The sequence below is a fragment of the Actinoplanes auranticolor genome (assembly GCF_018332655.1).
Taxonomy (GTDB): domain Bacteria; phylum Actinomycetota; class Actinomycetes; order Mycobacteriales; family Micromonosporaceae; genus Actinoplanes; species Actinoplanes auranticolor.
This window is the reverse complement of sequence record NZ_BOQL01000016.1, coordinates 110,067-133,280: the sequence shown is the minus strand read 5'-3', so window position 1 is coordinate 133,280 and position 23,214 is coordinate 110,067. Positions and strand designations below refer to the sequence as shown.

The following is a 23,214-nucleotide window of genomic DNA, read 5'->3' as shown; positions in this document are numbered from 1 at the left end:
CGCTGAACAGGGTTGATCCACGCGTAACACCGGTACGAGACGCCGCATGCGACACTGATCGGATGCGGCGTCTCGTGTTCCCGGCCATCCTCGCCTGCGGGCTGGTGATGGTGGGGGCCGTGCCCGCCTCCGCCGAGCCCGCTCCGACGGTGACCTCGGCCAAGGCAGCGGCCGGCAAGAAGATCTGTAAGGTCACCGATCCGGCGCTGTCGGAGCTGTCCGGGATCGTGGCCACCAAGAACGGCTTCGTGGTGGTCAACGACGGCGTCGACGAGGCCGCCAAGCGCAAGATCTTCTTCCTCGACGACGACTGCGACATCACCAAGAAGGTCGACTTCCCGTCGCGCCCGCTCGACCCCGAGGACCTGGTCCTCTCCCCGGACGGCGACACGCTGTGGATCGCGGACACCGGCGACAACAACGCCCGGGACAAGAGCGGCGAGACCCGCCGGACGATCGGCCTCTGGTCGATGCCGGCCGGCGGCGGTAAGGACCCGAAGATCCACCGCGTGACGTACCCGAACGGCGACAAGCACGACGCCGAGGCCCTGCTGTTCAACGGTGACGGCACGCCGATCATCGTGACCAAGGAAGTCTCCGGCAAGACGCTGCTCTACACGCCGACGGCCAAACTGAAGGCGAACGACGAAGAGGGCGTACCGCTGAAGAAGGCGGGCGAGATCGAGCTGCCGAGCAGCGACACCCCCGGCATCCCGATCGCCCGGCTGGCTCAGACGACCGTGACCGGCGGTGCGGTGGCGCCGGGCGGTGGCAAGGTCACCCTGCGGACGTACCTGGACGCGTACGAGTGGGACGTCGCCGACGGTGACGTGCTCGGCTCCCTGAAGAACAAGCCCCGCAAGACGCCCCTGCCGAACGAGCCGTTCGGCGAGGCCATCACGTACAGCGCGGACGGCAAGCAGTTCTACACGGTGTCGGACATGGGCTCGGGCGCCGACCCGGAAGCCGACAACTACATCCTGCGCTACACCCCGGCAACGAAGATCGTCGAAGCGAAGACGAACGCGGCGCAGGACGACAAGTCCGACGGCACCTCCTGGTACGCGGACCTGAGCCTGACCGACATCACCTACCTGATCGGCGGCGTCGGCATCCTCGGCGCTCTGCTGGTCGGCGCGGGCGTGATCGGCATCATGCAGGCCCGCAAGAAGCGCAAACTCGAACCGGCAACGAAGGACCCGGACCCGAACCCCGACCCGGACCCACTGGACGCCAAGACCGAACTCCTGTCGGTCGGCGGCGCGGCCCAGCGCCCGGGCGTCTACGGCGGCAACCGCCCACCGGCCGGAGCCGCCTCAGGCCCCGGCGTGTACGGCGCAAAGCCCTCGGCCCCGGCCAAGGGCAACGGCGTCTACGGCGCCGGCGGTCGCCCGCCGCAGGGTGGTCAGCCCGCTGGTCGTCCGGGTCAGGGTGGTCAGCCTGCCGGTCGTCCCGCCGGCGGTCGTCCCGGTGTGCCGCCGGCCGGCCCGAACCAGCCCGGCCGCCCGAACCAGCCCGCCGGCCGTCCGGCTGCCCCTCCCGCCGGCCGTCCGGCTACCCCACCCGGTGGTCGTCCCGCTGCTCAGCCCGGTGGCCGTCCGGCTCAGCCCGGCGGTCGTCCTGCTTCGCCGCCCGGTGGTCGTCCCGCCGTCCCGCCGGGTGGTCGTCCTGCTGCTCAGCCCGGTGGTCGTCCGGCTCAGCCCGGCGGTCGTCCTGCTTCCCCGCCCGGTGGTCGCCCCGCTGCGCAGCCCGGCGGTCGTCCGGGCCAGGGTGGTCAGCCGGCGGTGCGTCCCGGCCAGCCGCCCGCCCGCCCGTCCCAGCCCAGCGGACGCCCGGGCCAGGGTGGCGGTGGCGGCCGGCCCGGCGGTGGCGTCTACGGCGCGCCGCCTCCACCCCCACCTCCTCCGCCGCCCTCGACCGGCCGGCCGCAGCGCGGGGGACCGCAGCGGCCCTCCGGCCACACGGGTCAGGGCGGACAACAGGGCGGCAACCCCCAGGGAGGCCGACGCCCGGGCCGACCGGACGACGGCCGCCAGGCCAACGGCATGAACAACTACGCGAACCTGAACGGCTCCCCGCGGCGCCCGGAAGGCCGCTTCGACAACCCGGGCTACGGCCGCACCCCACGCGGCTACTGAACCGTCACGGCCGGGCCGCGGTAGGCCCGGCTGAGCCAGCCCAACCAGGCCGGTGTCGCCACCTCGGGTGGTAGCACCGGCCTGTCGGCTTCCCAGCCCTGAACAACACCGCATCGGTGCTCGCTCCGTTCTGGTCCTGGCTTTCAGGGGTCGGCTCAGGGGTGTGGCCGGGCCGGGCACAACCAGCGGAGGGCCATTCCGCCCGGCTTGTCCTGCCCGGCTTGTCCTGCCCGGTCCCGTCTCTGGCTATTTGGATACCGCCCGGACTTTGGCTTTGTGTCCTTCCAGCCCAGCGCTCCGGGCTCTCCCAACTCGGCCAGTCCCAGCGCCGGTCTCGCCTGCCGCCGGGCCTCGCCTGCTTCGGCTCTGGCCGAGCCGGTCCACCGACCCGGTCCACCGACCCGGTCCACCGACCCGGTCCACCGACCCGCTTGGGCTGGCGTGCCGCTTGGGCTGGCGTGTGCGGCCTTCGTTTGACCGATCGGAGTTGCGAGCTGCGCGAAGTGCAGCCCCGGCCCCGCGGGGCTCAGCCGCGCATTCCCGCCGGCCGCCACCAAGGACCCCGACCGGCACCCCGGCCCGCCCAGAACCCATTACGGCCCGACTAGCCCAACCACCCCGGCCACGGCCCGGAGACGAGTCAGACGCGACGGAGGACCGCGACCACGCGACCCATCACCGTGGCGTCATCGCCCGGGATCGGGTCGAAGGCCGGGTTGGCCGGCATCAGCCACACATGCCCGTCCCGCTGCCGGTAGCTCTTCACCGTCGCCTCGCCGTCGATCATCGCGGCCACGATGTCGCCCACGTTCGCCGTCGGCTGCTGGCGGACCACCACCCAGTCGCCGTTGCAGATGGCTGCGTCGATCATCGAGTCGCCCTTGACCTCGAGCATGAAGACGTCGCCCTCGCCGACCAGCTCGCGCGGCAGCGGGAAGAACTCCTCCACCGCCTGCTCGGCCAGGATCGGCCCACCGGCGGCGATCCGGCCCAGCAGCGGCACGTACGCCGGGGTCGGCCGGGCCGACCGCAGCGCCTCGTCGTCGACCATCTCGCTGGGCGCCCGCACGTCCACCGCGCGGGGCCTGTTCGGGTCGCGGCGCAGGAAGCCCTTCTTCTCCAGCTCCTTGAGCTGGTAAGCCACGCTCGACGGTGACACCAGGCCGACCGCCTCGCCGATCTCGCGGACGCTCGGCGGGTAGCCGTAGCGTTCCACCCAGTCGCGGATGAACTCGAGGATCCGGCGCTGGCGGGCGGTCAGGTCCGCGGTGACCAGATCGGGGAACTGGCTGACCACCGGCGTCACGCTGCGCAGTTGCGGCGCGTCACCGCTGCGGGCCCGGGTCGGCGTGCGCCGGCGCATCGCCGCCTTGGTATTGGCGGCCTCTGGCTTCGGGTCATTCTGGTGTTGCCGGCTCGTCCGGTCGTCGGTCGACACGTTGGCCCTCCCTGTCGGCCAGTGCCTCATCGGCACGTGGTGCGCTCGCGGAGCCGGACATTCGCCCGTGGGGATGGACTTGTGCCCGGCTGACCCCTCTTGACCGAGAACCGTAACTGCGGGGTACGACATATTCAAACATCTGTACGACTTTCTCGCGGCGTGTCGCCCGGAAGTGCTCGACTTCCGTACGCCTGTTCTGATAGACCGTCGTACGGGCGTTCGATCGAACGCTTGTCCGAGGGACGTATGCGGAGAAAGGAATATGCCGTGGTGGCCACTGGTATGCGGCGGGTCGATGAGCCGGCCCCGTTGCGGTTGACCCGGCGGGGTCGCGTCGTCGTGCTGACTTTCTTCGTTCTTCTCGCCTCGCTGGCGAGTGCCGTGTTGTGGACCACTGCTTCCCGGGCCGGGAATCCCCCTGCCGGTCCGGCGCCCACGGTCGTGGTGCAGTCCGACGACACGCTCTGGGGCATCGCCGCGCGCACCGATCCGGGTCGCAGCCCACACGCCGTCGTGGCCGAGATCCGCCGGCTCAACGGTCTCAGCTCCGACGACATCGCCATCCATGTCGGTGACACCCTCGTGGTTCCCCGGGTGGGATGATCCACTGAGTGGATCATGTTGTCCCGGTGCTGGCCGTGACCGCTGTGGCACCCCCCGTGTTGAGGTAGAAAAAGCGGCGCGCCGACGCGCCGGTGAACTTGCATCGACGTCCGCAGCGGCATAACGTCAACCCCAACATCTAGTAGTTACAAGGGTGTAAGTCATCCACAGGTTGGGGTCGGGCAACCCCGTCGTCCACAGGTTCGTCCACAGCCACGAGGCGGATTCCACCGCTTCGGAGGCTGTCATTCGGCGTGCCTTGGCGACGGTTCTGCGTCGGTCCCGCGGGGTGGGTGGCAGCGCCCGGCGACAGGGGGATTTCGGTGCGGTGTCCGTATTGCCGGCACGCCGACTCACGCGTGGTCGACTCGCGTGAGGCCGACGACGGTCAGCTGATCCGTCGTCGCCGGTCGTGCCCGGAGTGCGGCAAGCGCTTCACCACGGTCGAGGAGGCCGTGCTCGCGATCGTCAAGCGCAACGGCGTCACCGAGCCCTTCAGCCGGACCAAGATCATGAGCGGCGTCCGCAAGGCCTGCCAGGGCCGGCCCGTCGACGAGGACTCGATCGCTCTGCTCGCGCAGAAGGTCGAGGAGACCGTCCGGGCCAAGGGCGCGGCCGAGGTGCCCAGCCACGACGTGGGTCTTGCCATCCTGTCGCCGCTGCGGGAGCTCGACCAGGTCGCCTATCTGCGCTTCGCGAGCGTCTACAAATCCTTCGACTCGCTCGAGGATTTCGAACGCGAGCTCGCCGATCTGCGCGAGGCGGCGGCCGGAGCCCGGCACACGGTGCCCGCCCGGCCGAGCGGTGGGCGCTCGGCCAAGTGGTCGGAAACCCGTACCAAATAAGCCTTTTGTCCATGGCATGGCGACAGCCGTGCCCGAATGTCGGCAAGCGGATCGCGGTGGGGAAGCTGCGATCTATCGAGGGGGAGCACGAAATGGCCGGTGACGGTATGACAGCAGGCAGGCAGCGCAGTCGCGCGAGCAACGGGGGCGCCGCGGTCGGGGGGCTGCGGATCGAGCGCGTCTGGACGACCGAGGGTGTCCACCCGTACGACGAGGTGGAGTGGGAGCGCCGCGACGTCGTCATGACGAACTGGCGGGACGGCTCGATCAACTTCGAGCAGCGCGGGGTCGAGTACCCCACCTCCTGGAGCGTCAACGCGGCCAACATCGTCACCACCAAGTACTTCCGGGGTGCGGTTGGCACGGACACCCGCGAGTGGTCGCTCAAGCAGCTGATCGACCGGGTCGTGAAGACGTACCGCAAGGCGGGCGAGGACCACGGCTACTTCGCCGACCCGGCTGACGCCGAGGTCTTCGAGCACGAGCTGACCTGGATGCTGCTGCACCAGGTGTTCAGCTTCAACTCGCCGGTCTGGTTCAACGTCGGCACCGCCTCGCCGCAGCAGGTCAGCGCCTGTTTCATCCTGTCCGTGGACGACTCGATGGACTCGATCCTGGACTGGTACAAGGAGGAGGGGCTGATCTTCAAGGGCGGCTCCGGCTCCGGTGTCAACCTCTCCCGCATCCGCTCCTCCAAGGAGCTGCTCTCCTCCGGCGGTACGGCCAGCGGCCCGGTCAGCTTCATGCGCGGCGCGGACGCCAGCGCCGGCACGATCAAGTCGGGCGGCGCCACCCGCCGCGCGGCCAAGATGGTGATCCTGGACGTCGACCACCCCGACATCGAGGAGTTCGTCACCACCAAGGCCCGCGAGGAGGACAAGATCCGGGCCCTGCGCGACGCCGGGTTCGACATGGACCTCGGCGGCAGCGACATCGTCTCGGTGCAGTACCAGAACGCCAACAACTCGGTCCGGGTCAGCGACGAGTTCATGCGCGCGGTCGAGGAGGGCACGACCTTCGACCTGCGCGGCCGGCTGCACGGCGAGGTCATCGAGACCATCGACGCCAAGAAGCTGTTCACCGAGATCGCCAAGGCCGCCTGGGAGTGCGCCGACCCCGGCCTGCAGTACGACGACACGATCAACGACTGGCACACCAACCCGGAGACCGGCCGCATCACCGCGTCCAACCCGTGTTCGGAGTACATGTCGCTGGACGACTCGTCCTGCAACCTGGCCTCGCTCAACCTGATGAAGTTCCTCAAGGCCGACGGTGGCTTCGAGATCGAGAAGTTCGTCAAGAGCGTCGAGTTCGTCATCACCGCGATGGACATCTCGATCTGCTTCGCCGACTTCCCGACCCCGAAGATCGGCGAGACCACGCGGGCCTACCGCCAGCTCGGTATCGGGTACGCGAACCTGGGCGCCCTGCTGATGGCGACCGGCCACCCGTACGACTCGGAGTCGGGCCGCAGTGTCGCCGCCGCCATCACTTCGCTGATGACCGGCACGGCGTACCGTCGCTCGGCCGAGATCGCCGGCGTGGTCGGCGCGTACGACGGGTACGCCCGTAACGCCGACGCCCACAAGCGCGTCATGCGCAAGCACGCCGCGGCCAACGACGAGATCCGCCCCTCGGGCACCGTCGCCACCGCGATCGTCCGGGAGGCCACCAAGCAGTGGCAGAACGGCAACAAGATCGGTGACAAGAACGGCTGGCGCAACGCCCAGGCCTCCGTGCTCGCGCCGACCGGCACCATCGGCCTGATGATGGACTGCGACACCACCGGCGTCGAGCCCGACCTGGCCCTGGTCAAGTTCAAGAAGCTCGTCGGCGGCGGCTCGATGCAGATCGTCAACCAGACGGTCCCGCGCGCGCTGCGCAGCCTCGGCTACCCCGAGGAGCAGGTCGAGGCGATCGTCGAGCACATCGCCGACCACGGCATCGTGGTCGACGCCCCCGGCCTCAAGCCGGAGCACTACGCGGTCTTCGACTGCGCTATGGGCGAGCGGTCCATCGCCCCGATGGGCCACGTGCGGATGATGGCCGCGGTGCAGCCGTTCATCTCCGGCGCGATCTCCAAGACGATCAACATGCCGGAGTCGGCCACCGTCGAGGACATCGAGAACGTTCACTACCAGGGCTGGAAGCTCGGCCTCAAGGCGCTGGCGATCTACCGCGACAACTGCAAGGTCGGCCAGCCGCTGTCCGCCGCGAAGCCGAAGAGCGCCGTGGCCGAGGTGGCCGAGGTGGCCGCCGCCGCCGAGCCGGTCGTCGAGAAGGTCATCGAGTACCGCCCGGTCCGCAAGCGCCTGCCGAAGAAGCGCCCGTCGGAGACGGTCTCCTTCTCGGTCGGTGGCGCCGAGGGTTACCTCACCGCGTCGTCCTACCCGGACGACGGCCTCGGCGAGGTCTTCCTGAAGATGTCGAAGCAGGGCTCGACCCTGGCCGGCGTCATGGACGCCTTCTCGGTGGCGATCTCGATAGGGCTGCAGTACGGCGTCCCACTCGAGACGTTCGTCAGCAAGTTCACGAACATGCGCTTCGAGCCGGCCGGTATGACCGACGACCCGGACGTCCGCATGGCCGCCTCGGTGATGGACTACATCTTCCGTCGCCTGGCCCTGGACTTCCTGTCCTACGACGCCCGCGCCGAGCTGGGCATCTTCACCGCCAAGGAGCGCGCGGCCCAGATCCAGGCCGAAGCCGCCGCCGAGGCCTCGGGTGTCGACCTGGCGGGCATGGCGGCCTCCGCGCCGGTCTCCGCCCCGGTCGGTGCGGCCTCGTCCCCGACGGCGACGGTCCCCGCGGCCGACGCCGAGAAGAGCGCGCCGTCCCCGGTGGGCTCCTCGACGGAACTGCTCGAAGTGGTCCTGGGCACGTCGGCCGACGCACCGCTGTGCTTCACCTGCGGCACGAAGATGCGCCCGGCCGGCAGCTGCTACGTCTGCGAGGGCTGCGGCTCGACCTCGGGCTGCAGCTGAGTCTGACCACGCTGACAGCTGAGGGTCATCGGCGAGTCTGACCAAGGATGGTCCCCCGGGCGCTACTGCCCGGGGGACTTTTCGTTGCCCAGGCCGCGCTCCGTGCCGACCCGATGATCGGGAACGCGACCCCTACCGAGCCTCGGCAATCACGTTCTCCGCGAGGCGGTAGATCTCGGCCGCGCCGATCCGTGTCGCCCCGGCCAAGCTCACGGTGTCGCAGGGACCGGTGTCGAGGCCGATGACAGTCGGCTCGCTGTCGTAGCGCAGGACCAGGAGATCGGTCGGCGTGCCCAGGCACTCCGGCCGAGGGGGAGCGGCCGGCAGCGCATTGATGCGTTCGACGAGGACGGCCCGGTCATCTCGGCTCAGGGCCACCGACTCGGCCCACTGCGCGGGCGTCGCGCCGGCGGGGCACAGCTGCAGCCAGCGATAGCCCGCGTCCGCGAGCAGCGGCCCGTTTCCGCCCGTTCCCGACGCGGAAGGCGCCGGGAACGGGACGGGACACCGCTGAGAGACGTGCGTGACTTCCATGGACGGGCTGCGCATTGCCCTGCTCAGGACGAACCAGGTCCCGACGGCGAGTAACACCGCGACAACTGTCACCGTCATGACCACCAGGCGCCTGCCGCGTCGCCGCGGGTGGGTAGCCGGCCGGACCGCTTCGCTCACGCGCGCCATCTCTTCTGCTCCGCAGGGTCAGGCGCAGTGCCGCCGAATGCCGAGAGAACTGTGTACGAGGAATCGTATTTACCATATGGCGATCCCCGCGCCTTCATTGACACGCTTGCGGTGCGGAGTTCCCATAGAACGTTGACGTACGAGTTTGGGACGCCCGACCCCGGCCGGTGACACGCGCGCTCGGCGGAGCCGGATCTCGTGGTGGTTCGGCTACTGCTTCGGCGTCCAGTGCGGGTCGCGGCCGGTCAGCCCCAGCATCCGGTCCAGCGCCGGCGCCGTGCGGGGCACCGGGACCTCCGCCCCGTACGCCTGCATCTCCCGGCCCAGCTCCGCCGTCTTGGCCACCTCGTCGTACAGGAAGTCCAGCAGCGTCGCGTCCCAGCTGACCTGCCGGCCGGTGGCCCGGGCCAGGTCCCAGCCGTGCACGACCACCTCGCCGATCGCCATCGCGCCGATCATCCGGGCCGGCATCTCGTGCGGCCCGCCCATCGTGGTCATGCCCTGCCAGGCGGCCGGCACCGACCAGCCCGCGACGACCAGCTCGATCTGCCGCTCCAGCGGGTCGCCGCCGGGCCGCGGCACGCCGTCGGAGTGCCGGCTGGCGCGGGCCAGGCTCGGTCCCCAGTGCACCATGTGGTCGATCAGCCCCTGGACGTCGTACTCCGTGCACGGCGTCGGGGCGGTGAGCTGGTCGGGCCGGATGGCCCGCGCGACGGCCAGGGTCGGCGGAGCCGCCAGGGCGATGAGTTCGTGTTCCCGCATGACCGCCGACGATAGGCGGCGCGCGCGCCGCCGTCTTGAAAAAACGCGACGCTAGGCTGCGGTCATGGTCCGGGACGCGCGCGAGCTCCGCGGGGCCTGGACCACCTTCCAACGCCACTGGTACGGCGTCCCGGCCGCGGATCTGGCCCCCTACGTGTCCGGGTACTGGGCCGCCGAGTGGGATCTGCGCGGGCAGGAGCCGTACCGGCAGAAGATCGTGCCGTACCCGACCGTGCAGTTGACCTTCCGCGACGGTGACGCGGTCGTCCGGGGTCCGGAGCGCGGGCATGTGGTCCGGGTGCTCGAAGGCCGCGGCCGCGTCTTCGGGGTGACGTTCCGCCCCGGCTGCTTCCGCCCGTTCCTCGGCACCAGCGTCTCCACCATCACCGGCCGCGCGCTTCCCGCCTCGGCCGTTTTCGGCCCCGGCCTGCCGCCGGGCGACCAGCAGGAGGTGGAGGAGTTCCTCCGGGCCCGGCTGCCGGCCCCGGATCCGCTGGCCGGGCGGGCCGCGGACATCGTGGCCCTCGTGCAGGCCGAGCCGCAGCTCACCCGGGTCGACGAGCTCGCGGCGCGGGCCGGGATGGGCATCCGCCGGCTGCAGCGGCTGTTCGCCGAGTACGTCGGCCTCGGCCCGAAATGGGTGATCCGTCGATACCGGCTGCACGAGGTGGGGGAGCGGCTCGCGTCCGGGGTGGACATCGACTGGGTACGCCTCGCCGGTGAGCTGGGCTACGCCGATCAGGCGCACTTCATCCGCGACTTCACCGCGATCGTCGGCGAGTCGCCCACCCGTTATGCCGAGCGCTACCCGGGGCGCTGAAGCCGGTCAACGGGATCGGCGTCACTGCCAACTGTCTTACGAATCACCACTTTAACGGTTAAGTTCGAGGGCGTGACGACTGCCGCCCCCGACCGTGCCCGCCTGGAGTCCGTGAAGGTTGCCGTCGGCGTCACCTTCGGCACGAACGGCCTGGCCTTCGCCGGCTGGCTGGCCCGTACCCCCGCGGTCCGGGAGGATCTCGGCCTCAGCTCGGCCGGCCTCGGCCTGCTGCTGCTCTGCCTCTCCGGGGCGGCCATCGCCGCGATCCCGCTGGCGGGCCCGCTGGTGCAGCGCTTCGGACCGGCCCGCGCGGTGCTGTTCGGCAGCATGTCGGTGACGCTCGGCCTGCTCGGCATGGCCGCGGGCACCGCGCTCGGCTCGGTGCCGCTGGCCGGCGTCGGTCTCGTCCTGCTCGGCATGGGCAACAGCACCTGGGACGTCGCCATGAACGTCGAGGGCGCGGACGTCGAACGCCGCCTTGGCCGCACCCTGATGCCCCGCTTCCACGCCGGCTTCAGCCTCGGCACCGTGGGCGGCGCCGGACTCAGCGCGGCCGCGGCGGCAGCCGGCGTCAGCGTCACCACCCAGCTGCTCTGCACCGCGCTGCTGAGCGCGGCCGTGATGATCGTGACCGTCCGCCGGTTCCTGCCGCACGTGCCGACGACGGCGGAGCAACGCTCGACCGGCCGGGTCCGCGATGCCTGGCGCGAGCCCCGCACCCTGATGATCGGCCTGATCATGCTGGGCTTCGGCTTCACCGAGGGCGTGGCCAACGACTGGCTGGCGATCAGCCTGGTGGACGGCTACCACGCCTCGGAGGCGGTCGGGGCCATCGGCTTCGGCTTCTTCGTCTCGGCGATGACCCTGGCCCGCCTCTTCGGCGGCAACGCGATCGAGCGCTGGGGCCGGGTCCGCGTCCTGCGCGGTACGGCCCTGTCGGCCCTGATCGGTCTGTTACTGGTGGTCTCCGGCGTCGGCGTGCCCCTGGTCCTGCTGGGCGCCCTGCTGTGGGGCGCGGGGGCGTCCCTGGGCTTCCCGATCGGCATGAGCGCGGCGGCGGACGACCCCCTGCGCGCGGCGATCCGGGTGTCGGTGGCGGGTTCGATCGGCTACGGCTCGTTCCTGGCCGGACCGCCGCTGATCGGCTTCCTGGCCGAACGCTTCGGGGTGCTGAACGCCCTGCTGGTGGTCGTGGTGGCCATCGGCCTGGGCCTGGCGGCCTCGGGCGCGGCCCGCCCGGTCAAGCCGGCCGAAACCCCGGCCGAAACCGCCCCCAACCCCTGATCCACCCGGCCCGAGCGGAGGCCGCCAGGGCCAGGCCGCACGAGCCGGGCCGGTCGCGTCCGACCCGCCGCGAGCGGCCTCAGTGGCCCCCGCTGAGGAAGTCACCGATCAGCGAGGCCAGCACCTCCGGCTGCTCGATCACCATCGCGTGCGAGGAGTCCTCCAGCTGCAGATACCGCATCCGCGGATTGGCCCGGGCCCCCGCCGCGGCCTGCTCCACGAGGTACCGCCGGTGGGCCGCGTACAGGTCGGCGAAGGGCTCCTGATCCGGCAGGTCCCGGGTGGCCAGCACGGCCAGCGTCGGTGCCGGCGTGGTGGCGTACACCGGGCCGAGGTCCAGGCCGTTCATCAGCTCCCGCAGCTCGCCGGCCGTCGCGGCGGACGGCCGCATGGTCGTCTCGCCGTCCTTGTGCACCAGGTTGCGCCGGAAGCCCTCGATCCACACCTTCTCGTTGGCGCCCATGTCCCGGGCCGCCATCTGCTGCCGCTCCACCAGGTCCGGCAGATTCTCCGAGGGGATCGTCCGCCCCGTCCCGGCGTGCGTCATGTCGAAGATGGTGGTGAGCCGGGCCAGTTCGGCCGCGGCCTTCTCCGGGTCGAGCCCGGGCAGCTGATCGGGCCGGGTGGGCGGCGGGTTGCCGTCCAGGCTCACCACACCGGGTGTCTCCGGGTGTCGCTGGCCCCACAGCACCGCGAGCATGCCGCCGAGCGAGTGCCCGACCACCGCGGGCCGGTTCAGCTCCAGCTGGACGGTCACCGCGGCGATGTCACCCAGCGCCGCGTCCCAGGTCCACGGGCCGTCCCCGGACCGCCCGTGCCCGCGCAGATCCAGCGTGATGACCCGGTGCCGGGGCCGCAGCGCCCGGGCCAGAGTGGTCAGCATGGCCAGGTTGCCGCCGGCGCCGTGCAGGAGCAGCAACGGCGGCTGGTCCCCGCCGAAGTCCCGGACGGCGACGGGCAGGTCGCCGGCGTCGACCAGTCGATCGTTGATCACAACATCTCTCCCCAGCACTCGGTATGTCTCAAGTCTCGCCCCGCAGCCGGTCCCGTACGGCCGCGGACGGCACCCCGCCGTCGGGATGGCGCGGCAATTTTCCCCGTCGGACCAGGTCGTGCACCCCTTGGCGGGTGATGCCCAGCATGGCTCCGGCCGTGGCGTAGGACACCGACTCCGCGGCCGGATGTCCGACCCGCCGGGCGACCACCCCGCCGAGCGGCGTGCGCCACCACTCGACCGGAGGGTCGAAGGCCCGGTCGTCCGGATACAACGTGGCGATGAGCCGCACCGCCGCGCGCACCGCCGTGGCGTCGTCGCCGTCCAGCATCTGGGTCGCCCATCGTCCCGCGCGGAGCTGGACCAGGAGGCGCAGCGCTTGTACCGCGTCGTCGCCTTCGAGCAGGACCTCCAGCGGGTCCAGCAGCCGGATGTCGAGCAGCCGGACGATCTGCTCGGTCAGCGCGTTCTTCGCCAGCATGCCGACATGCAATCGCTCCTTGACGCCCGGTGTCAAGGGACTCGCGGCTGGCTAGGGTTGGGCTGTGGAAAAGGAGGCACGGATCGAGGCCGCGCACGCCGCCGCGGTCGCCGCCGGCCAGGCCGGCTACCTCGACCCGGACACCGGGCTCTTCGTACTCACCGCGGCATTCCTCGCCAAGCGCGGCACCTGCTGCACCCGGGGCTGCCGTCACTGTCCGTACACCGACGGTGTCTGAGCTGGGGCTTTCGTCCCTACCCCCGCGCACAGTACGGTGTGCCCCGAAGTCGGGAGGACACTCGTGCGTTCGCGTCTCATCGCCGTCGGCGCCACCGCCGCGCTGCTCCTGCTGACGGGTTGCACGGACAAGAAGGACGAGACCGCCGCGCCGCCTCCCGTGCAGGTCGTGCAGCAGCCCGCCGCCTCGGCCGGTGGCGCCTGCATCCTCTGGGACTACGCGTTCATCGAGCAGAAGATCGGCGTCGCGTTCAGCATCGCCGCCTCCGACCAGATCGACGACACGTCCACCTGCGTCGTGCAGACCGACAGCGCGGACTGGCCGGATCTGGCGCTGTCCGTGGTGGAGAGCACCAAGGCGGACGCCGAGCTGTTCACCGAAGAGCTGATGCCCAAGAAGGCCACCAAGCTCAAGGGCCTCGGCAAGGCCGGCTACCGGTTGGTGACCAAGGCCTCCGGCGGGCACGGGCCCACCGTGGAGATCGGCTGGCTCAGCGAGGCCGAGCAGCTGCAGACCCTGCGCTTCACCTTCCCCGCGGACGCGCCGAGCGAGGCCGTCGACGACCTCGCTCCCAAGCTGCTCGACCTGGCCAAGGCGATGGACACCACTGACGGCTGACCGAGCCGGGGCAGCTCAGTGGGCGTCGACGAACACCCGCGACGCCACCTCGCGCGGCAGCCGGATCTTGTCACCGGAGCGGTCGATGGTCACACCGTCACGCTCCTGCGCCACCGTCACGGTCGCACCCGGGTCGATGCCGGCCGCGTGCAGCTGACGCAGCACACCGGCGTTGGTCTGCACGCTCTCGCAGATCCGGCGCACCACGACACTGCCGGTCAGCCCCGGGAACGCCAGGTTGCGCTCGCCCGCATTGATCACGGTCGCGCTGCTCTCCAGCGGCTCCTCGGCCGGCAGGCCGAGCACCTCGAGGCCGGGGATCGGGTTGCCGTACGGCGACCGGGTCGGCTTGTTGAGCAGCTCGTAGACCTTGCGCTCGACGGAGTCGCTCATCACGTGCTCCCACCGGCAGGCCTCCTCGTGGGCCTCCTCGTAGGGCATGCCGATGACGTTGACCAGGAGCAGCTCGGCGAGGCGGTGCTTGCGCATGACCGCCACGGCGGCCACCCGGCCCTCCTCGGTCAGCAGCAGGTGCCGGTCGTTCTCGACGGTCAGCAGCCCGTCGCGTTCCATCCGGGCGACGGTCTGGCTGACGGTGGGCCCGCTCTGGTGCAGGCGCTCGGCGATACGGGCCCGCAGCGGCGGTACGCCCTCCTCCTCCAGTTCGAGGATGGTGCGCAGGTACATCTCCGTGGTGTCGACGAGGTCTACGTGAGGTACCTTCGTGTCGGACTTCTTGGTTGACGTGTTGTGAGTCCGCGCCATCGGTACTGACCTCCCGGAGTAAGCGTGCCTGTCAAGGGTAGTCGAGCTGGGATCTCCTGCCGAATCTCGCGGACCGCACGGGCCCGGAGAGTGGCGCCGGCACCCAGCGGGCCGGCTGCCTGACGCCGGCGACCGGCCGGGCATCGAGGTCGGGCAGATGGTCGGCAACGACATCAGTGCCCGCACTCTATCCAACCGGGCCGCCGACGAACCGGCGCCATGCATGCAGCGCCGGTGCACCCTCCGATTGTTCCCGCCGGCGTGGCAGCATGAGGCCCATGGCGGAGTCGACGGCGGTGGTCTGGGACGAGGCGCTGCTCGCGTACGACATGGGGCACCACCCGATGAACCCGGTGCGGGTGGAGCTCACCATGGCGCTCGCCCGGGAGCTGGGCGTGCTCGACCGCCCGGGGGTAAGCCTGATCGTGCCGGAGCCGGCCGACGACGCGGCGCTGATCAGGGTGCACCGCCCGGAGTATCTGGAGGCGGTCCGGCTCGCCCCGCACGATCCCTTCTTCCGCGGCTGGGGCCTCAACACCCCGGACAATCCGGTCTTCGAGGGGATGCACGAGGCGAGCGCGCGCATCTGCGGCGCCACTCTGGCCGCGGCCGAGGCCGTGTGGAGCGGAGCGGTCACCCGCGCGGTCAACGTCTCCGGTGGGCTGCACCACGCCATGGCGGCCCGGGCGGCCGGCTTCTGCGTCTACAACGACCCGGCGGTGGCCATCGCGCGGCTGCTCGACCTGGGTGCGGAGCGCATCGCGTACGTGGATGTCGACGTGCACCACGGCGACGGGGTGCAGGCGGCCTTCTACGACGACCCCCGGGTGCTCACCGTGAGCCTGCACGAGACGCCGCTCACGCTGTTCCCGTTCACCACCGGATATCCGGAGGAGTCGGGCGGCCCGGGCGCCGAGGGCATGTCGGTGAACCTGGCCCTGCCTCCCGGCACCGGGGACGCGGGCTGGTTGCGCGCTTTCCACGCGGTCGTGCCTTCGGTGCTGCGGGCGTTCGCGCCGCAGATCCTCGTCACCCAGTGCGGCGCCGACGCGCACCGGCTCGACCCGCTGGCCGACCTGCGGTTGTCGGTCGACGGCCAGCGTGCCGCCTACATCGCGTTGCGCGCCCTGGCCGACGAGCTCTGCGACGGCCGCTGGGTGGCGACCGGCGGCGGCGGGTACGCCCTGGTCGAGGTCGTGCCCCGGGCCTGGACCCATCTGCTGGCGGTGGCCACCGGCGCGGCGCTGGATCCGGGCACGGCCATCCCGCCGGGCTGGCGCAAGCTCGCCGCCGACCGCCGTCCCGGTGAGGAGGTGCCGGTCACGCTGACCGACGGCACCGCCCCGCCGGTCGAGCGCTGGGAGCCGGGCACCACGCCGGACCCGGTCGACAAGGCCATCATGGCGACCCGGCGGGCGGTCTTCCCGCTGCACGGGCTGGACCCGCACGACATCCGGGACTGAGAGGGGAAATGCGGTGACCAGAGAGGCGGACGTCCTGCTCTCCGACGGCAGCGCCGTCCATCTGCGCCCGATCCGCCCCGACGACGCACCGGCCATCGTGGAGCTCCACTCCCGGATGAGCGACCGCACCCGCTACCTGCGCTACTTCTCTCCCTATCCGCGTATTCCGGAACGCGACCTGGCCCGTTTCGTCAACGTCGACCACCACGACCGCGAGGCGTTCGTCATCGTCAGCGGCTCGCGGATCATGGCGGTCGGCCGCTACGAGCGGCTCGGCCCGGAGTCGCCCGAGGCCGAGGTGGCCTTCGTCGTCGAGGACGCGCACCAGGGCCGGGGGATCGGCTCGGTGCTGCTGGAGCACCTCGCCGACGCGGCCCGGGAGAACGGCATCACCCGTTTCGTCGCCGAGGTCCTCCCGCAGAACGGCGGCATGCTGCGGGTCTTCAGCGACTTCGGCTACCAGGTCCAGCGCAAGTACGCCGACGGCGTGGTGCACCTGGGCTTCCCGATCGCCCCGACGGAGAAGTCCCGCGAGGTGCAGGAGAGCCGCGAGCAGCGCACCGAGTCGCGGTCGATCGCGCGGCTGCTGCATCCGCGCGCCGTTGCGGTGTACGGCGCCAGCGCAAGCGGCCAGGGCATCGGCGCGGCGATCCTCGGTCACATCCGCGACGGCGGTTACACCGGCACGATCGTGCCCGTGCACCGCAGCGCGGACCGGGTGGCCGGGCTGCCCGCGTACAGGTCGGCGGTGGAAGCCCGCGCCGAGGTCGACCTGGCGCTGATCGCCGTACCGCCGGATGGGGTCGCGGACGCCGTGGCCGACGCGGCCGCAGCCGGCGCGGGTGGTCTCGTGGTCGTCTCGGCCGGCTTCGCCGAGTCGGGAGTGGAGGGTGCGCTCGCGCAGCGGGCGCTGATCGACGCGGCCCACGCGGCGGGCCTGCGCGTGGTCGGCCCGAACTGCCTGGGGATCGCCAACACCGACCCCGCGGTACGCCTCAACGCCACGCTCGCGCCGCGACTGCCGGCCGCGGGGCGGGTCGGCTTCTTCAGCCAGTCCGGCGCGCTCGGGGTGGCGCTGCTGGCCGAGGCGGAACGGCGGGGGCTCGGATTGTCGAGCTTCGTGTCGGCCGGCAACCGCGCGGACGTCTCGGGCAACGACCTGCTGCAGTACTGGCAGGACGATCCCGGCACCGACGCCGTCCTGCTCTATCTGGAGACGTTCGGCAATCCGCGCAAGTTCGCCCGGCTGGCCCGCCGGATGAGCCGGGTCAAGCCGGTCGTCGCGGTCGCGTCGGCGACCCGGCCGGCCGGGCTGGCCGGGGATCTGCCCGGCCCGGACACCCGTGCGGTCACCGCCCTGTTCGCCCGTTCCGGCGTGATCCGGGTGGACACCGTGGCGGAGCTGTTCGACGTCGGCCTGCTGATCGCCCACCAGCCGCTGCCGGCCGGGCGCCGGGTCGCGATCGTGGGCAACTCCTCGGCGCTGTCCAGCCTGGCCGTGGCCGCCTGCCGGGCCAACGGCCTGACCGTCGCCGAGGGCTATCCCTGCGACATCAGCCCCCAGGCCGGCGCCCACGAGTTCGCCGACGCGCTGGCCGACGCGGCCGTCGACGAGCGGGTGGACGCCCTCGTGGTGGTCTTCGCGCCGCCGCTGCCCGGTCAGCTCCCGGACGAGGACGCGGACTTCACCGCGGCGCTCGGCAGCGTGGCCATGGCCGGGGAGAAGCCGACCGTGGCGACGTTCCTGCTGGGCACGATGCCCGACCGGGTCCCGGCGTACCCGTCGGTGGAGGAGGCCGTCCGCGCTCTGGGCCGCGTCGCCGGGTACGCCGACTGGCTCCGCCTGCCCCCGGGCGTGCTGCCCGCACTGTCCGGCGTGGACCCGTCGGCCGCCGAGGTCGAGGGCCCACCGTCGGAGCTGCTCGCCGCGTACGGCATCAAGGTCGAACCGTCCACCTCCGCCACCTCGGTCGACGAGGCTCTGGCCGCCGCGGACACGCTCGGTTACCCGGTCGCGCTGAAAGCGGCCGGTGGCGCCCTGCGGCACCGCATCGACCTGGGCGCGGTCCGGCTGGCCCTGGCCGACGAGGACGACGTCCGCGCCGCCTACCGCGAGCTGGAGTCGGCGTTCGGCCCGCACGTGCTGGTGCAGTCCATGGTCCCGCCCGGAGTGGCGTGCACGATCGAGGTGGTCGAGGATCCCGCGTTCGGGCCGGTGGTCGGCTTCGGTCTCGGCGGGGTGGCGAGTGAGCTGCTGGGCGACCTGGCCTGGCGGGCGGCACCGCTGACCGACCGGGCCGCCGCCGCCCTGGTCGACGAGCCGCGCGCGGCGCCGCTGCTGCACGGCTACCGCGGCTCGGCGCCGGTCGACCGGGAGGCGCTGATCGACCTGCTGCTGCGGGTGGGCCGGCTGGCGGACGACCATCCCCGGGTCCGTGCCCTGTCGCTGAACCCGGTGCTGGCCCGCCCGGACGGCATCACGGTGCTGCACGCGTCGATGGAGATCGGCGAGGCCGGCACCCGCCCGGACACCGGCCCCCGCCGCCTGCACAGCGCCTGACCTGCCTCAGCGCGTGATCCGGGGGTCCGGGTGCTCCTCGGTGCGGCCGCCGGTGGTGACGTGCAGCAGGTGCAGGGCGAGGCGGTTCGCGGCGGCGAGGACGGCCAGCGCCACAGCGAGGATCGGGTGGCCGGTCACGGCCAGAGCGACGGTCGCGCCGCCGAAGACGAGCCATTCCGGTACGAGCCGCAGCGGGTCCGGAATCGGCCGGCGCGCCTTCGGGGCCACCCACTGTCCCCAGACGACGGCTGCGAGCAGCGGCAACGCGATCGCGGCGAGCAGCCGCACCCAGAAGCCGGCCGACGTCTGCCAGCCCGCGTAGGCCAGGGCCGCCAGCGCGCACAGCTCCAGCACGAATCGCAGCACCAGCTGCAAGCCTCGCACCCGGCCCACCTCCCCGACGACGATCTTTGCGGCGCCCGTTGATTGTCGCCGAGAACGCCCGCCGAGTCAGCCGGGAATTCGCCCGGTCCGCTCCCGGACACGGCGGAGGCCGGTCGCGCATCGCGACCGGCCTCGTGATTCTGGTGCGGCGTCAGCTGGCGTACGCCTCCAGGCGCGACGCCCGCTGCGGGTCCCGCAGCTTCGACATCGTGACCTTCTCGATCTGGCGGATCCGCTCGCGGCTCAGGCCGAACTCGCGGCCGACCTCGTCGAGGGTGCGCTGGCGGCCGTCGTCGAGGCCGAAGCGCAGCCGGATGACCGCGGACTCCCGCTCGGACAGCGTGGAGAGCACGATCTCGACCTCGCCGCGCAGTTCGCTGCGGCCGACGCTGTCCCCGGGCTCGCCGCGCGGGTCGACCGCCGCGACGAAGTCGCCGAGTGCGCTCTCGCCGTCCTCACCGACGGCCTGGTCCAGGCTGACCGGCTCCCGGTCGTACGAGATGAGCTCGATGACCTGGAACTCCGGCACGCCCATGGCCTTGGCGATCTCGGCCACGACGGGCTCGCGGCCCAGCGTCGTGGCGAGGTCGCGGCGGGCCCGGACCATGCGGTTGACCTGCTCGACCATGTGCACCGGGATGCGGATGGTGCGGGCCTGGTCGGCCATGGCGCGGGTGATGGCCTGGCGGATCCACCAGGTGGCGTACGTGGAGAACTTGTAGCCCTTGGTGTAGTCGAACTTCTCGACCGCGCGGATCAGGCCCAGGTTGCCTTCCTGGATGAGGTCCAGGAACGCCATGCCGCGGCCGGTGTAGCGCTTCGCGATGCTCACCACCAGCCGCAGGTTGGCCTCGAGCAGGTGGTTCTTGGCGGCACGGCCCTCGGCGATGATGATCTGCAGCAGGGGGGCCAGGTCGTTGCCCGCCGCGGGGAGCTTCTCCTCCGCGTAGAGGCCGGCCTCGATCCGCTTGGAGAGCGTCACCTCCTCGACCGCGGTCAGCAGACGAGTGCGGCCGATGCCGTTCAGGTACGCCCGGACGAGGTCGGCGGAGACGCCGCGCTCGTCGATCGCGTCCAAGTCCGCCAAGGGCTCGACACCGTCAGTCATGATGTTCTCGGCAGCAACCGCCGCCGTGGACTCCGTCGCCTTCATCTGCAGGACCACCTTTCAGTCCCCTCCCCGCGTTCACCGAGTCGTGCATTCCCAGCCGCATTCGTGCCGGTGATCACTAGCTTGGCGGCAGGCGCGTTAAGCGGAGGTGAGGCAAGCGTCCAGGTGGCATGAATCGGGGAGAACCCTGAGGTCGCTAACCCGACAGGGTGCCCGTCTTGGTGGGACATGTACGGACAGTGAGGCAATTCCGTCGGGTGCGGGGGCGCCCCATAATCGGCGGCAGGCTCGTAACAAGGAGGATTCGTGGTCTTCAAGCGCATGATGCAGGCGATGGGTGTCGGGGGCCCGTCAGTGGAAACGGTGCTCGCCAACCCCAACTGCCGCCCCGGGGGCTTCCTCGAGGGGCAGGTGCACGTCATGGGCGGCGACCACGCCGTCGACATCGAGTACGTCGCGGTCGGGCTGATGACCCGGGTCGAGGTGGAGAGTGGCGACAGCGAGTACAACACCGACCAGGAGTTCCACCGGCAGCGGCTGACCGGCTCGTTCAAGCTGGACGCGGGCGCCCGGCACGACATCCCGTTCCGCTTCGACGTGCCGTGGGAGACCCCGATCACCGAGGTGTACGGCCAGCACCTGCACGGGATGACGATGGGGCTGCGGACCGAGCTCGAGGTGGCCCGGGCGGTCGACAAGGGTGACCTGGACGCGGTGGCTGTACACCCGCTGCCGGCCCAGGAGCGGATCCTCGACGCCTTCCTGCGGCTGGGCTTCCGCTTCAGCCGCGCCGACGTCGAGCGCGGCCGCGTGTACGGCGTGCAGCAGACCCTGCCGTTCTACCAGGAGATCGAGTTCTACCCGCCGTCGCAGTACGCCGGCCGCATCACCCAGCTCGAGGTCACGTTCGTCCCGACCCCGCACAACCTGCAGGTGGTGCTGGAGATCGACAAGCGCGGCGGCCTGTTCACCGAGGGGCACGACGCGTTCGGCCGCTTCGACGTCGACTACCGCTCCGTCGACCAGGTCGACTGGACCGCGCAGCTCAACGGCTGGCTGCAGCAGTCCGCCCAGCGCCGCGGTTTCTTCTAGAGCTCCAGCCAGACGGTTCTCGGGCCCACGTTCACGCTCTCCACGAGCATGCGGGCCCGGAACCGCCCGGTCTGTACCGGCGCGCCCCGCACGCGCAGCGCCTCGACGAAGGCGGTGACCAGCGGCTCGGCCACCTCGGCGGGCGCGGCGGCGGACCAGGTGGGCCGGCGGCCCTTGCGGGCGTCGCCGTAGAGGGTGAACTGGCTGACCACCAGCAGCGGGGCGCCGGTGTCCGCGGCCGAGGCGTCGCCGTCGAGGATGCGCAGCTCGTGCACCTTGCGGGCCAGGGTGGCGGCGATCGCGGCGGTGTCGTCGTGGGTGACCCCGAGCAGCACCAGCAGCCCGTCCTCGATCTTGCCGACGACCTCGTCGTCCACGGTGACACTGGCCCGGCTGACGGTCTGGATCAGCGCGCGCATGCCCGTACCTTCTCAGCAGCGGTGTCGATCAGGCCGATCTCGGCCGGCGTCAGTGTGTCGAGCTGCCACCGGCGGAAGCGCACCACCTCGTCGAGCAGCCGGACCGGATCGCCCGGGGCCACCCGCAGGAACGCCACCAGCAGCTCCTCGGCAGCCGCGGACCACTCGTGCCCGCGCTCGACAGCGACCTGGGCCAGGATCAGCGCGGTCAGGCCGGTGTCCAGGTCGGGCTCGCCGGGCCGGGCGTTGCACCAGTCGATCACCACCGGGCCGCGGGCGGTCATCAGCACGTTCAGCGGGTGCAGGTCCAGGTGGACGATGCGGGAGCCGGCCGGGGCGCCGGGCCACGGCGGGACGTCGTGCAGCCGGCGCAGCAGGTCGGCGAGGTGCGCGGCGGCTTCGGCCAGACCCAGTGCGGTGCTGGTCACGGCCTCGGCCATCGTGGGGCCGTCGAGGCGTTCCAGCACCATGTCGCGCCCGGCGGCCTCGTACACGGCCGGGACGGGATAGCCGAGACCGGCGAGGTGACGCATGGCGTCGGCCTCGCCGGTGACGTCGGCGTCCCGCCGGTAGCGGCGCAGCACGCGCCGTTCGTCCAGCGCGTACACGTCAGCCTCCCGGCCGGCGGCGAGCAGCGGTCCCGTCACCCGCCGACGATATCGGGTCAGTCGACCGCGTTGCTGGACGCGTCGCTGGTGTAGCTGTCGACCGGGGTCGTCATCGCGCCGGTGGTGGCGTCACCGGTGGTGGTCGGGGCGACCCCGGGGCCGGAACGCGGGGGAGTCTTGAAGCTGTTCGGCCCCGCATTGCCGCCGGTGGTGGTCATGATGCCGCCACCCGCGGGCGGCGGACCACCGTTGACCAGCTGCTCGGTGTCGGTGCCGGCCGCGATGGTGCTCGACAGGCCCGGGTCGTCCTCACCTTTGTCGGGGCGGTAGGTGCTGGGCACCTCGACCGCCTCGGGAGCGTAGTCGCCGTTGCCGATCTCGCTGTTGTCACTCATGGTCAGGGTTTTGCCCGAACCGCACCGCAGCAAACCGGGCTCAGTAGGAACCAGCGGGCGCCGGGCTCGCCAGGGGAGCCGGCTCCCCGCGGTGGCGGGCGGCCAGGTCGTCCAGGATCACCTCGGTCGCCGTGGCGGCGAACCGGGTCGCGCCGGCCGCCGCCAGCTCGAGCAGGGTGTCCAGCGTGCGTACGCCACCGGCGGCCTTGACCGCGATCGCCGGGGACACCGCCGCGCGCATCAGCCGGATGTCGGCCAGGGTCGCGCCGCCCGGGGCGAAGCCGGTGCTCGTCTTCACGAACTGCGCTCCAGCCCGCTCGGTGAGCCGGCAGCCGGTCACTTTCTGCTCGTCGCTGAGGTACGCGTTCTCCAGGATGACCTTCACGGGCCATCTCGCAGCCCCGCCGCACCTCGGCGGTGGTGAGCTCGGGTCGCAGCAGCGAGTGGTCGATCATCGAGGCGACCTGCTCGACGGAGGGCATCACGGCGTTTCTCCTTCTCGGGGTGGCTGCACGCTTTTCGGGGGCG

General features: G+C 71.5%; 23 protein-coding genes. 11 read left to right on the top strand and 12 right to left on the bottom strand.

What is annotated here, in order from left to right; genetic code table 11:
* The first annotated feature begins 62 nt into the window (after nucleotides 1-62).
* On the top strand, nucleotides 63-2,138 hold the full coding sequence (locus Aau02nite_RS47275) for a hypothetical protein (RefSeq protein ID WP_212987711.1): 2,076 nt from the start codon (nucleotides 63-65) through the stop codon (nucleotides 2,136-2,138).
* Nucleotides 2,139-2,778: 640 nt separating this feature from the next.
* Here the strand turns inward: Aau02nite_RS47275 and lexA are convergent.
* The gene (gene lexA / locus Aau02nite_RS08255) at nucleotides 2,779-3,606 is read right to left on the bottom strand and encodes a transcriptional repressor LexA (protein WP_438841111.1); all 828 of its coding nucleotides are present in this window, start codon (nucleotides 3,604-3,606) and stop codon (nucleotides 2,779-2,781) included.
* 240 nt (nucleotides 3,607-3,846) lie between these two features.
* On the opposite strand from lexA, the gene Aau02nite_RS08250 reads away from it, so the two are divergent.
* The 3 genes from Aau02nite_RS08250 to Aau02nite_RS08240 all read left to right on the top strand — a co-directional run bounded on the left by Aau02nite_RS08250 (nucleotide 3,847) and on the right by Aau02nite_RS08240 (nucleotide 8,011).
* Nucleotides 3,847-4,182, top strand: coding sequence for a LysM peptidoglycan-binding domain-containing protein (locus Aau02nite_RS08250; protein WP_246594985.1), 336 nt, complete (start codon nucleotides 3,847-3,849; stop codon nucleotides 4,180-4,182).
* Nucleotides 4,183-4,505: 323 nt separating this feature from the next.
* Complete coding sequence (gene nrdR, locus Aau02nite_RS08245) at nucleotides 4,506-5,027, top strand: transcriptional regulator NrdR (protein ID WP_212987710.1); 522 nt, start codon at nucleotides 4,506-4,508, stop codon at nucleotides 5,025-5,027.
* A 92-nt stretch (nucleotides 5,028-5,119) separates the two neighbouring features.
* The gene (locus Aau02nite_RS08240) at nucleotides 5,120-8,011 is read left to right on the top strand and encodes a vitamin B12-dependent ribonucleotide reductase (protein WP_212987709.1); all 2,892 of its coding nucleotides are present in this window, start codon (nucleotides 5,120-5,122) and stop codon (nucleotides 8,009-8,011) included.
* 132 nt (nucleotides 8,012-8,143) lie between these two features.
* Here Aau02nite_RS08240 and Aau02nite_RS08235 read toward each other — a convergent pair whose 3' ends face one another.
* Nucleotides 8,144-8,683, bottom strand: a complete 540-nt coding sequence (locus tag Aau02nite_RS08235) for a hypothetical protein (RefSeq protein ID WP_212987708.1) — start codon at nucleotides 8,681-8,683, stop codon at nucleotides 8,144-8,146.
* A gap of 219 nt (nucleotides 8,684-8,902) precedes the next feature.
* A complete protein-coding gene (locus Aau02nite_RS08230; protein WP_212987707.1) occupies nucleotides 8,903-9,454 on the bottom strand; it encodes a TIGR03086 family metal-binding protein in 552 nt (183 codons plus the stop codon).
* Nucleotides 9,455-9,518: 64 nt separating this feature from the next.
* On the opposite strand from Aau02nite_RS08230, the gene Aau02nite_RS08225 reads away from it, so the two are divergent.
* Together Aau02nite_RS08225 and Aau02nite_RS08220 are read left to right on the top strand one after the other, a co-directional pair.
* On the top strand, nucleotides 9,519-10,274 hold the full coding sequence (locus tag Aau02nite_RS08225; RefSeq protein WP_212987706.1) for a helix-turn-helix domain-containing protein: 756 nt from the start codon (nucleotides 9,519-9,521) through the stop codon (nucleotides 10,272-10,274).
* A gap of 72 nt (nucleotides 10,275-10,346) precedes the next feature.
* Entirely contained in the window at nucleotides 10,347-11,558 is a 1,212-nt protein-coding gene (locus tag Aau02nite_RS08220) for an MFS transporter (protein ID WP_212987705.1), read from the top strand.
* Between the two features lie 79 nt (nucleotides 11,559-11,637).
* Here Aau02nite_RS08220 and Aau02nite_RS08215 read toward each other — a convergent pair whose 3' ends face one another.
* Together Aau02nite_RS08215 and Aau02nite_RS08210 are read right to left on the bottom strand one after the other, a co-directional pair.
* Nucleotides 11,638-12,552, bottom strand: a complete 915-nt coding sequence (locus Aau02nite_RS08215) for an alpha/beta fold hydrolase (RefSeq protein ID WP_212987704.1) — start codon at nucleotides 12,550-12,552, stop codon at nucleotides 11,638-11,640.
* Between the two features lie 28 nt (nucleotides 12,553-12,580).
* Nucleotides 12,581-13,033 (bottom strand): hypothetical protein, encoded by a 453-nt coding sequence (locus tag Aau02nite_RS08210; RefSeq protein ID WP_212987703.1) that lies wholly within the window; start codon nucleotides 13,031-13,033, stop codon nucleotides 12,581-12,583.
* Between the two features lie 64 nt (nucleotides 13,034-13,097).
* On the opposite strand from Aau02nite_RS08210, the gene Aau02nite_RS08205 reads away from it, so the two are divergent.
* Together Aau02nite_RS08205 and Aau02nite_RS08200 are read left to right on the top strand one after the other, a co-directional pair.
* Nucleotides 13,098-13,271, top strand: a complete 174-nt coding sequence (locus Aau02nite_RS08205; RefSeq protein WP_212987702.1) for a DUF5522 domain-containing protein — start codon at nucleotides 13,098-13,100, stop codon at nucleotides 13,269-13,271.
* A 63-nt stretch (nucleotides 13,272-13,334) separates the two neighbouring features.
* Nucleotides 13,335-13,889 (top strand): hypothetical protein, encoded by a 555-nt coding sequence (locus tag Aau02nite_RS08200; RefSeq protein ID WP_212987701.1) that lies wholly within the window; start codon nucleotides 13,335-13,337, stop codon nucleotides 13,887-13,889.
* A 15-nt stretch (nucleotides 13,890-13,904) separates the two neighbouring features.
* On the opposite strand, the gene Aau02nite_RS08195 is transcribed toward Aau02nite_RS08200, so the two are convergent.
* Entirely contained in the window at nucleotides 13,905-14,654 is a 750-nt protein-coding gene (locus Aau02nite_RS08195) for an iron-dependent transcriptional repressor DtxR (RefSeq protein WP_212987700.1), read from the bottom strand.
* 278 nt (nucleotides 14,655-14,932) lie between these two features.
* Here Aau02nite_RS08195 and Aau02nite_RS08190 point away from each other — a divergent pair, with 278 nt between their 5' ends.
* Both Aau02nite_RS08190 and Aau02nite_RS08185 read left to right on the top strand, forming a co-directional pair.
* Nucleotides 14,933-16,117 carry an acetoin utilization protein AcuC gene (locus Aau02nite_RS08190; RefSeq protein ID WP_212987699.1) on the top strand — a complete coding sequence of 395 codons (1,185 nt, stop codon included), beginning with the start codon at nucleotides 14,933-14,935 and terminating at the stop codon, nucleotides 16,115-16,117.
* Between the two features lie 13 nt (nucleotides 16,118-16,130).
* Nucleotides 16,131-18,677, top strand: a complete 2,547-nt coding sequence (locus tag Aau02nite_RS08185) for a bifunctional acetate--CoA ligase family protein/GNAT family N-acetyltransferase (RefSeq protein ID WP_212987698.1) — start codon at nucleotides 16,131-16,133, stop codon at nucleotides 18,675-18,677.
* A gap of 6 nt (nucleotides 18,678-18,683) precedes the next feature.
* On the opposite strand, the gene Aau02nite_RS08180 is transcribed toward Aau02nite_RS08185, so the two are convergent.
* Nucleotides 18,684-19,061 (bottom strand): YrdB family protein, encoded by a 378-nt coding sequence (locus Aau02nite_RS08180; RefSeq protein WP_212987697.1) that lies wholly within the window; start codon nucleotides 19,059-19,061, stop codon nucleotides 18,684-18,686.
* Nucleotides 19,062-19,212: 151 nt separating this feature from the next.
* Nucleotides 19,213-20,169: an RNA polymerase sigma factor SigB gene (gene sigB, locus Aau02nite_RS08175; protein WP_212987748.1), complete on the bottom strand. Its 957-nt coding sequence runs from the start codon at nucleotides 20,167-20,169 to the stop codon at nucleotides 19,213-19,215.
* A 309-nt stretch (nucleotides 20,170-20,478) separates the two neighbouring features.
* On the opposite strand from sigB, the gene Aau02nite_RS08170 reads away from it, so the two are divergent.
* The gene (locus Aau02nite_RS08170) at nucleotides 20,479-21,264 is read left to right on the top strand and encodes a sporulation protein (protein ID WP_212987696.1); all 786 of its coding nucleotides are present in this window, start codon (nucleotides 20,479-20,481) and stop codon (nucleotides 21,262-21,264) included.
* Here the strand turns inward: Aau02nite_RS08170 and dtd are convergent.
* The 4 genes from dtd to Aau02nite_RS46255 are packed head-to-tail and all read right to left on the bottom strand — an operon-like array spanning nucleotide 21,261 to nucleotide 23,071.
* The gene (gene dtd, locus Aau02nite_RS08165; RefSeq protein WP_212987695.1) at nucleotides 21,261-21,683 is read right to left on the bottom strand and encodes a D-aminoacyl-tRNA deacylase; all 423 of its coding nucleotides are present in this window, start codon (nucleotides 21,681-21,683) and stop codon (nucleotides 21,261-21,263) included. The two genes, Aau02nite_RS08170 and dtd, sit on opposite strands and share 4 nt — an antisense overlap.
* Nucleotides 21,671-22,330 carry a phosphotransferase gene (locus Aau02nite_RS08160; protein WP_212987694.1) on the bottom strand — a complete coding sequence of 220 codons (660 nt, stop codon included), beginning with the start codon at nucleotides 22,328-22,330 and terminating at the stop codon, nucleotides 21,671-21,673. Before Aau02nite_RS08160 ends, dtd begins: the two co-directional genes overlap by 13 nt.
* A gap of 17 nt (nucleotides 22,331-22,347) precedes the next feature.
* Entirely contained in the window at nucleotides 22,348-22,686 is a 339-nt protein-coding gene (locus Aau02nite_RS08155) for a hypothetical protein (protein WP_212987693.1), read from the bottom strand.
* A gap of 40 nt (nucleotides 22,687-22,726) precedes the next feature.
* Nucleotides 22,727-23,071 (bottom strand): hypothetical protein, encoded by a 345-nt coding sequence (locus tag Aau02nite_RS46255; RefSeq protein ID WP_246594984.1) that lies wholly within the window; start codon nucleotides 23,069-23,071, stop codon nucleotides 22,727-22,729.
* Nucleotides 23,072-23,214: the final 143 nt, after the last annotated feature.

What these genes read in the sequence shown, in the direction of transcription:
- Aau02nite_RS08240 (WP_212987709.1), top strand. Translation starts at nt 5,120, where the DNA reads ATGGCCGGTGACGGTATGACAGCAGGCAGGCAGCGCAGTCGCGCGAGC.
- Aau02nite_RS08210 (WP_212987703.1), bottom strand. Translation starts at nt 13,033, where the DNA reads ATGCTGGCGAAGAACGCGCTGACCGAGCAGATCGTCCGGCTGCTCGAC.
- lexA (WP_438841111.1), bottom strand. Translation starts at nt 3,606, where the DNA reads ATGAGGCACTGGCCGACAGGGAGGGCCAACGTGTCGACCGACGACCGG.
- Aau02nite_RS08155 (WP_212987693.1), bottom strand. Translation starts at nt 22,686, where the DNA reads ATGAGTGACAACAGCGAGATCGGCAACGGCGACTACGCTCCCGAGGCG.
- Aau02nite_RS08230 (WP_212987707.1), bottom strand. Translation starts at nt 9,454, where the DNA reads ATGCGGGAACACGAACTCATCGCCCTGGCGGCTCCGCCGACCCTGGCC.
- dtd (WP_212987695.1), bottom strand. Translation starts at nt 21,683, where the DNA reads ATGCGCGCGCTGATCCAGACCGTCAGCCGGGCCAGTGTCACCGTGGAC.
- sigB (WP_212987748.1), bottom strand. Translation starts at nt 20,169, where the DNA reads ATGACTGACGGTGTCGAGCCCTTGGCGGACTTGGACGCGATCGACGAG.
- Aau02nite_RS08190 (WP_212987699.1), top strand. Translation starts at nt 14,933, where the DNA reads ATGGCGGAGTCGACGGCGGTGGTCTGGGACGAGGCGCTGCTCGCGTAC.
- Aau02nite_RS47275 (WP_212987711.1), top strand. Translation starts at nt 63, where the DNA reads ATGCGGCGTCTCGTGTTCCCGGCCATCCTCGCCTGCGGGCTGGTGATG.
- Aau02nite_RS08225 (WP_212987706.1), top strand. Translation starts at nt 9,519, where the DNA reads ATGGTCCGGGACGCGCGCGAGCTCCGCGGGGCCTGGACCACCTTCCAA.
- Aau02nite_RS08195 (WP_212987700.1), bottom strand. Translation starts at nt 14,654, where the DNA reads ATGGCGCGGACTCACAACACGTCAACCAAGAAGTCCGACACGAAGGTA.